Below are 3,302 nucleotides of genomic sequence, written 5' to 3' on the forward strand. Positions count from 1 at the left end.
TCTGTTGTGGTGGTGTTTGTTGCTGGTTCGGGGTGTTGTGTGAGAACTGTATAGTGGACGCGAGCATCTGCATGATGCCATCGGCCTTTTGTGGTTGGTGGTGTTTTGTGTGTGATGTGATTTTTCTTTTTTGTTTATTTTGTCAAGTTCACTTGTTGCTGCCATATACGGATTGCGTGACCTTTTGTTGGTTGTGTGGTTTGTGTGTGGTGGTTGGTGTGTTCGTTATTGAGGGCGCATGGTGGATGCCTTGGCATGCTGAGCCGATGAAGGACGTGTAAGGCTGCGTTAAGCCTCGGGGAGTTGTCAATAAAGCGTTGATCCGAGGATGTCCGAATGGGGAAACCTGGCCCTGGTTATGTGGGGTTACCCTTCAGTGAATTCATAGCTGTTGTGGGGGTTACGCGGGGAAGTGAAACATCTCAGTACCCGTAGGAGGAGAAAATAATAATGATTCTGCTAGTAGTGGCGAACGAACGTGGATGAGGCTAAACCGTGTGCATGTGATACCTGGTAGGGGTTGTGTGTGCGGTGTTGTGGGGCCTAGCTGTGTGTCATCTACCAGTGGCACGCCCTTTTTCGCATTGTTGTTAGGTGAAGTGGTTTGGAATGGCCTACCGGAGTAGGTGAGAGTCCTGTAGCTGAAGATGATGATGTGGGGGTTGTTGGGTTCCCGAGTAGCAACGGGCTCGTGGAATCTGTTGTGAATCTGCCGGGACCACCCGGTAAGCCTAAATACTCAGTGTGACCGATAGTGGATAGTACCGTGAGGGAATGGTGAAAAGTACCCCGGGAGGGGAGTGAAATAGTTCCTGAAACCATGTGCTTACAATCCGTCAGAGCACTTTTTATTGTGTGATGGCGTGCCTTTTGAAGAATGAGCCTGCGAGTCAGCGGCATGTCGCGAGGTTAACCCGTGTGGGGTAGTCGTAGGGAAACCGAATCCTAATGGGGTGTTTAGTGGCATGTCCTGGACCCGAAGCGGGGTGATCTACCCATGGCCAGTGTGAAGCAGCTGTAAGAGGTTGTGGAGGCGCGAACCCACGTAGGTTGAAAACTGCGGGGATGAGCTGTGGGTAGGGGTGAAAGGCCAATCAAACTCCGTGATAGCTGGTTCTCCCCGAAATGCATTTAGGTGCAGCGTCGTATTAGCTTGGTGGAGGTAGAGCGACTGGTTGGTTGAGCGGGACTACAATCTTAGCAATGTCAGCCAAACTCCGAATGCCATCAATTGTGTTGTGCGGCAGTGAGACTGTGGGGGATAAGCTTCATAGTCGAGAGGGAAACAGCCCAGATCGCCGGTTAAGGCCCCTAAGGGTGTACTAAGTGGAAAAGGATGTGGGATCGCGAAGACAGCCAGGAGGTTGGCTTAGAAGCAGCCATCCTTGAAAGAGTGCGTAATAGCTCACTGGTCGAGTGGTTCTGCGCCGACAATGTAGTGGGGCTCAAGTACACCGCCGAAGCCGCGGCAAGCAACTTACGTTGTTTGGGTAGGGGAGCGTCGTGCATGGGTGGAAGCGTTACCGTGAGGAGGCGTGGACTGTGTGCGAGTGAGAATGCAGGCATGAGTAACGAATTGTAAGGTGAGAATCCTTACCGCCGGATGACTAAGGGTTCCTGGGTCAAGTTCGTCTTCCCAGGGTGAGTCGGGACCTAAGGCGAGGCCGACAGGCGTAGTCGATGGATAACCAGTTGATATTCTGGTACCCGTACATGTGCGCCCATGATAAAGCACTGATACTAACCACTGCGGATACGCTACTAAGCATTCTTTGAGTGTTGGTGGTGTTGATGTCGTGGGGCCTGATGTGTGGTTCAAGTGATGGGGTGACGCAGTGAGGTAGCCGCGCCACTTAGTGGATTGGTGGTGTAAGCGTGTAGGCCGTGTGGTAGGTAAATCCGCTACACATGTGGTTGAGGCGTGATGCGTAGACCCAGTGGGGTTGATGGTGGTGATCCTGTACTGTCGAGAAAAGCCTCTAGCGAGTGTGTGTATGGCCCGTACCCTAAACCGACACAGGTGGTCAGGTTGAAGATACTAAGGCGTTCGGGTGAACTGTGGTTAAGGAATTCGGCAAAATGCCCCCGTAACTTCGGGAGAAGGGGGGCCCTGTGATGTGAAGACCCTTGCGGTTGGAGTGTTGTGGGGTCGCAGAGAATAGAGGGAAGCGACTGTTTATCAAAAACACAGGTCCATGCGAAGACGTTAAGTTGATGTATATGGACTGACGCCTGCCCGGTGCTGGAAGGTTAAGAGGACCGGTTAGTGACTTTTTTGTTGCGAAGCTGAGAATTTAAGCCCCAGTAAACGGCGGTGGTAACTATAACCATCCTAAGGTAGCGAAATTCCTTGTCGGGTAAGTTCCGACCTGCACGAATGGCGTAACGACTTCTCTGCTGTCTCGACCACAGGCCCGGTGAAATTGCATTACGAGTAAAGATGCTCGTTACGCGCGGCAGGACGAAAAGACCCCGGGACCTTCACTATAGCTTGGTATTGGTGTTTGGTTCGGTTTGTGTAGGATAGGTGGGAGACTGTGAAGCTATCACGCTAGTGGTGGTGGAGTCGTTGTTGAAATACCACTCTGATCGGATTGAGCATCTAACCTTGGCCCATGATCTGGGTTGGGGACAGTGCCTGGTGGGTAGTTTAACTGGGGCGGTTGCCTCCCAAAATGTAACGGAGGCGCCCAAAGGTTCCCTCAGCCTGGTTGGCAATCAGGTGGTGAGTGTAAGTGCACAAGGGAGCTTGACTGTGAGACAGACATGTCGAGCAGGGACGAAAGTCGGGACTAGTGATCCGGCACCTACTTGTGGATGTGGTGTCGCTCAACGGATAAAAGGTACCCCGGGGATAACAGGCTGATCTTCCCCAAGAGTCCATATCGACGGGATGGTTTGGCACCTCGATGTCGGCTCGTCGCATCCTGGGGCTGGAGTAGGTCCCAAGGGTTGGGCTGTTCGCCCATTAAAGCGGCACGCGAGCTGGGTTCAGAACGTCGTGAGACAGTTCGGTCTCTATCCGCCGCGCGCGTTGAAACTTGAAGAAGGCTGTCCCTAGTACGAGAGGACCGGGACGGACGTACCTCTAGTGTGCCAGTTATCCCGCCAGGGGTAGTGCTGGTTGGCTACGTACGGAAGGGATAACCGCTGAAAGCATCTAAGCGGGAAGCCTGTTTTAAGATGAGGTTTCTTTTGAGGTCCCCTAAAGACTATGGGGTAGATAGGCCAGACTTGGAAGCACTGTAAGGTGTGAAGGCTACTGGTACTAATTGACCAAGACAAACACACCACAACAACCC

At 52.6% G+C, this 3,302-nt stretch carries 1 rRNA gene; it reads left to right on the top strand.

Annotation, left to right across the window (positions count from 1 at the left end):
• The first annotated feature begins 218 nt into the window (after positions 1 to 218).
• Positions 219 to 3,291: ribosomal RNA gene (locus QP908_RS11550) — 23S ribosomal RNA — on the top strand.
• The last annotated feature ends 11 nt before the right edge of the window (positions 3,292 to 3,302 follow it).

It is taken from the genome of Corynebacterium sp. MSK204, from assembly GCF_030229885.1.
Lineage (GTDB): Bacteria > Actinomycetota > Actinomycetes > Mycobacteriales > Mycobacteriaceae > Corynebacterium.